Source organism: Roseateles sp. (genome assembly GCF_046300915.1).
Taxonomy (GTDB): Bacteria; Pseudomonadota; Gammaproteobacteria; order Burkholderiales; family Burkholderiaceae_C; genus Kinneretia.
The window spans coordinates 1-4,756 of record NZ_JBKCLH010000066.1 but is presented as its reverse complement, the minus strand read 5'-3'; the positions used below and the strand labels follow the sequence as shown (position 1 = coordinate 4,756).

Below are 4,756 nucleotides of genomic sequence, written 5' to 3'. Positions count from 1 at the left end.
TGGATGCCCCGCTGACCGAACTTTCACCCCCGCCGCCTCCGCCCTCGCCGCCCGTGCTGCGGGGCTGGCGGCGCTGGCGCCGCGCCCTGCTGTGGGGCGCCCTCGTGGCCCTGCTGCTGGTGGCCCAGACCCTGCTGGTGCTGCTGACGCTGAGCTACGAGTCCTCGCGCGCCCAGGAGCAGGTGGAACTGGCGGCGGCCGAGGTTGCGGTGCGGGCCAAGCAGCTGGCGGGGCGCGATCTGCAAGGCCTGCAGTCCCTGCTCTGGCAAAGCCGGCAGGACCCGCGCTGGCGCGATGACGCCACCGAGCTGCTGCGCCGCACCCGCCCGCTGCTGCGGCTGGAGCTGCGCGATGCGCAGCGCGAGATCCAGGACAGCGCCAACTCGCCCTATTCCGCGCCGCTCTTTGTCCAGATCCCGCGCGCACAGCTGCAGCTGGAGACCGATCTGGCTTGCACCGCCGCCCTGCGTCACGGCTCGCAGATCTACTCGCGCAGCTACTTCGTGCCCCTGCCCGGCGGCGATGGCCAGGAGGTGCTGGACCTGTGCCTGCCCCAGCTGCGCGCCGGTGAGCTGCAGTACTTTCTGGTGGCGACCGTGGGTCTGCGCCAGCTGCTGGAGGCCTCGGTGCCCGGCGAGCTGCTGCGTGGCTACGAGATCTCCTTTGTGGAGGGGGATGGCACCCGCCTGGCCCGGGTGGGCCTGAGCCGGGGCGCCGGGGTCTATATCGCCGAGCGTGTGGTGGATCTGCCGGGCCAGGCCCTGCAGCTGCGCGTGGACAGTGCCAGCGGTCGCCCCCAGCTCATTCCCAATCTGGCCACGGCCCTGGTGCTGGGCCTGTCGCTGGCGCTGTTCGGCGTGGTGCTGCTGCTGGCACGCGACGGTCGCCGCCGCGCCTTTGCCGAGCATGCGCTGGCCGAGTCGTTGAGCTTTCGGCAGGCCATGGAAAACTCCCTGATCACGGGCCTGCGTGCCCGCGATATGGAGGGCCGCATCACCTATGTGAACCCCGCCTTCTGCAAGCTGGTGGGCTTCGAGCGCGAGGCGCTGCTGGGCCGTGGTGCGCCGCCCGAAGCTCCGCCCTACTGGCCGCCCGAGCATGTGGACGAGTACTGGCGCCGCCACGGCAGCCGGGTCGAGCGCTGGGAGGCCGGCCAGGAGCGCCAGGGCTTCGAGACCGTGTTCATGCGCCGCAGCGGCGAGCGCTTTCCGGTGATGATCTACGAGGCCCCCCTGGTCAGCGCCCAGGGCCAGCAGACCGGCTGGATGAGCGCGGTGCTGGACGTGAGCGGCCAGCGCAAGATGGAGGAGCTCTCGCGCCAGCAGCAGGAGCGTCTGCAGGCCACGGCCCGTCTGGCCACCGTGGGCGAGATGGCCTCCCTGCTCAGCCACGAGCTCAACCAGCCCCTGGCCGCCATTGCCAGCTATGCCACGGCCTCGCTGAACCTGATGACGCGCGAGGCCGAGGACCCGCAGACCCCCGCCATGGTGCGCCAGGCCGTCACCCGCATCGCCGAGCAGGCCGAGCGGGCCGGCCGCGTGATCAAGAGCGTGCACGACTTCGTGCGCCGCCGCGAGCAGGCGCGCGAGTCCGTCGGTGCCGACCAGGTGCTGGAGGCCGTGCTGCCCCTGGTGCGCCTGCAGGCCCGCAAGAGCGGGGCGCGCATCGATCTGGACATCGAGCAGCCGCCGCCGCGCCTGCGCTGCGACCGCACCATGGTCGAGCAGGTGCTGCTCAACCTCACGCGCAACGGCATCCAGGCCATGGACCCGGCCACGCCCCTGGCCGAGCGGGTGCTGCTCTTGCGCGTGCGCCGCGCCGGCCCGCGCTGGGTCAGCTTTGCCATCATCGACCGCGGTCCCGGCATCGAGCCTGGCGTGGCCAAGCAGCTCTTCACGCCCTTCTTCACCACCCGCAGCGAGGGCATGGGCCTGGGCCTGAGCCTGTGCCGCACGGTGGTGGAGCAGCATGGTGGAGCCATGGACTTCACGAGCCCGGTGGCCGAGGGCCGCGGCACCGAGTTCCGCTTCACCCTGCCCGCCGATAATCCCGCCGGTGGCGCCGCCATCGGCCGTGCGCCCGACCCGATCCCGCAGGAGACAGACCCGCATGCAACAGACAACGGTCAAGCTGCCGATGGTGTACCTCGTCGATGACGAGGAGGTGGTGCGCGACGCCCTGGCCTGGCTGCTGCGCTCGCGCCGCCTGCTCTCCGAGGGCTTTCCCAGCGCCGAGGCCTTCGAGGCCATGCTGGACGCCCGCCCCGGCCATGGCGAGGGCTGGCCCGACGCGCCCAGCTGCCTGCTGCTGGACGTGCGCATGCCCGGCATGAGCGGCCTGGCCCTGTTCGAGCGCCTGATCGAGCGCGGCCTGGCCGCCTCGCTGCCGGTGATCTTCCTGACCGGTCATGGCGATGTGCCCACGGCCGTGGCCGCGGTCAAGCGCGGCGCCTTCGACTTCGTGGAGAAGCCCTTCTCCGACAACGCCCTGGTGGACCGGGTGGAGCAGGCCCTGGCCCTGAGTGCTGAAGCCATTGCCGCGCGCACCTCGCGCGGTCAGCTGGCCTCGCGCATGGGCGATCTCACCGAACGCGAGCGCGAGGTCATGAACCTGGTCATCCAGGGCCTGCCCAACAAGCTGATCGCCGACCAGCTGCACATCAGCGTGCGCACCGTCGAGGTCCACCGCGCGCGGGTGTTCGAGAAGATGAACGTCAAGTCCGCGGTGGAGCTGTCCAATCTCTTGCGCCAGCCGGGCTGAGCGCCGGCCGGCTTCAGTCGCCCAGGTCCACGCTGGCCGCCAGGCGCACGCCCGTCAGCCCGGCCGGCAGCTCGTAATCGGCCAGCACCCAGGCGCGCTCCCGGCCCTCGGCCGCCTCGGCCAGCAGCTCGGTGAGCACGCGCGCCGAGCGGCCATCCAGCGCCGCCTAGGGCGTCTCCAGCAGGGTCAGCGCTGCGCCGCTGGCGGCCGCGCCCACCAGCCCCAGCTTGCGCCGGGAGCCGGCGGAAAGCATGTACAGCGGCTTGTCCAGATGCTCCGCCAGCGCCAAGGCCTCGACCAGGGCCGCCGCCACCGCCGGGCTCCAGCGCTCGCCCTGCCGCTGCGCCAGCCAGTCCCGCGCCAGCACCGCGTCGTGCCGTGCGTCCGCCGGCTGCTCCAGCCAGACGCTGCGGCCCTTGGCCGCGGCCTGTGCCGCCAGCGGGGCCAGCAGCCGGGTCTTGCCGCGCCCCTCGCCGCCGCGCACAAAGCTCAGGCCGGGCTCCGGGGTCAGGTCTTGCGGTGTCATCATGCCTGCTCACCCAGTCCGAACAGGGCCGCCGCGCGTTCGCGCGCCTTGGCTGGCACGCTGCCGGCCAGCGCCAGGGCGGGCCGGGCGCGGTTTTGTTCCTGCATGGCCTCGAACACGGCGCGCACCTGGGCCGGCGTCACCGCGTCCAGATGGCGCAGCCAGTCCTGGGTGTCGCGCAGGCGGCTGAAAGTGAAGAGGTCCTGAGCGGCCGCCTCCAGCCGGCGCGAGGGCTGCTCCAGGCCCCGCAGCGCACGCACCCTCAGCTGGCGCCGCGCGCGCTCCAGCGCCACCTCTTGGTCGGCCCCGTCGGCGTGGCGGCGCAAGAGCGCATGCACCGCCTCCAGCAGCTCCACCGCCTGCTCCGGCGAGGTGGCGGCATCGATCACGAACTGGCCGCCATGCGGCCAGATATCGGCGGCGCAGCCCGCGTTGTAGGCCAGGCCGCGGCGCTCGCGGATCTCGTCCAGCAGGGGCGAGCTCATGCCCTCGCCCAGCAGGGCCGCCGCCAGCACATGCGGCAGGGTGCGCGCCTCGCCCTCGGGCAGTGCCGGCGCCGCAAAGCCCAGCACCAGCTGGGTCTGGCCGCTGCCGGCCAGGCGCCTTGCCTTCAGGCCGCCCTGCCAGGCCGGCTGCTCGATCAGGTTGGGCGTGCCGGCTGGCATGGCGCCAAAGCCGGTTTGCGCTTCGATCTGGCGCCGCAAGGCCTCGAACCGGCGCTCATCCAGCGGGCCCGCCACGCCAATCACCACATTGCAGGCGCTGTACTGGCGCCCCACATAGTCCAGCAGGTCCCGGCGCTTGAAGCGCCGTATGTTGGCGCGCGTGCCAATGATGGGGCGACCGGCCGGGTGGCGGCTGCCGTAGCAGGCCTGGTCGAACAGGCGGAAGGCCAGGGCCGAGGGGTCTTCCTCGTACTCGTTGTACTCCTGCTCGATCACGCGCAGCTCGCGTGCCAGCTCCTCCTCGGGAAAGCTGGGGTTGAGCACGATGTCGGCCAGCAGGTCCACAAAGGCCGGCAGATCCTCGGGCAGGCCCTCGATATGGAAGGCCGTGTGGTCCTTGTCCGTGTGGGCGTTGACATCGGCGCCCAGGGCCTCGGCGTCCAGATTGATGCGCTGGCAGTCCCGCGTGGCCGTGCCCTTGAAGGCCATGTGCTCCACCACATGGCTGATGCCATTGAGCCGGGGCAGCTGCTCATGCAGGCTGCCGGTGCGCACGAAGACCGAGAGGCTGACCGTGGCGCGCCAGGGCATGGGTATGGCGACCAGGCGCAGGCCATTGGCCAGGGTGCTGAGCAGGGGCGCGGGCTGGGGCGCAGAGGAGGCGGGCGGGGCGTGCAAGAGCGGAAATCCGGGCGGTGGGGGAAAGACGGGGCTCTAGTGTCGCCGCTGTCCGGCCCCCACGCCGGTCAAGGGGGCTCAGCGTCGCAGCAGGCGATGCACGCCCAGGGCGGCCAGGGCCCCCAGC

At 72.2% G+C, this 4,756-nt stretch carries 5 protein-coding genes; 2 read left to right on the top strand and 3 right to left on the bottom strand.

The window, feature by feature from the left end:
* Positions 1 to 53 precede the first annotated feature (53 nt).
* Both ACK5F2_RS04955 and ACK5F2_RS04950 read left to right on the top strand, forming a co-directional pair.
* Positions 54 to 2,156, top strand: coding sequence for an ATP-binding protein (locus ACK5F2_RS04955; protein ID WP_409863211.1), 2,103 nt, complete (start codon positions 54 to 56; stop codon positions 2,154 to 2,156).
* Positions 2,110 to 2,760, top strand: a complete 651-nt coding sequence (locus ACK5F2_RS04950; RefSeq protein ID WP_409863209.1) for a response regulator transcription factor — start codon at positions 2,110 to 2,112, stop codon at positions 2,758 to 2,760. The genes ACK5F2_RS04955 and ACK5F2_RS04950 overlap by 47 nt, the downstream gene beginning before the upstream one ends.
* 13 nt (positions 2,761 to 2,773) lie before the next feature.
* On the opposite strand, the gene ACK5F2_RS04945 is transcribed toward ACK5F2_RS04950, so the two are convergent.
* Genes ACK5F2_RS04945 through ACK5F2_RS04935 form a run of 3 tightly spaced genes read right to left on the bottom strand, consistent with a single transcriptional unit; the run spans position 2,774 to position 4,629 of the window.
* Complete coding sequence (locus tag ACK5F2_RS04945) at positions 2,774 to 2,899, bottom strand: hypothetical protein (RefSeq protein WP_409863208.1); 126 nt, start codon at positions 2,897 to 2,899, stop codon at positions 2,774 to 2,776.
* A 27-nt stretch (positions 2,900 to 2,926) separates the two neighbouring features.
* Positions 2,927 to 3,289: a hypothetical protein gene (locus tag ACK5F2_RS04940; protein ID WP_409863207.1), complete on the bottom strand. Its 363-nt coding sequence runs from the start codon at positions 3,287 to 3,289 to the stop codon at positions 2,927 to 2,929.
* The gene (locus tag ACK5F2_RS04935; RefSeq protein WP_409863205.1) at positions 3,286 to 4,629 is read right to left on the bottom strand and encodes a M16 family metallopeptidase; all 1,344 of its coding nucleotides are present in this window, start codon (positions 4,627 to 4,629) and stop codon (positions 3,286 to 3,288) included. Before ACK5F2_RS04935 ends, ACK5F2_RS04940 begins: the two co-directional genes overlap by 4 nt.
* Positions 4,630 to 4,756 lie beyond the last annotated feature (127 nt).

Bases quoted from the DNA above. Each gene is read 5' to 3' on its own strand.
- ACK5F2_RS04940 (WP_409863207.1), bottom strand. From the start codon at position 3,289: ATGATGACACCGCAAGACCTGACCCCGGAGCCCGGCCTGAGCTTTGTG.
- ACK5F2_RS04950 (WP_409863209.1), top strand. From the start codon at position 2,110: ATGCAACAGACAACGGTCAAGCTGCCGATGGTGTACCTCGTCGATGAC.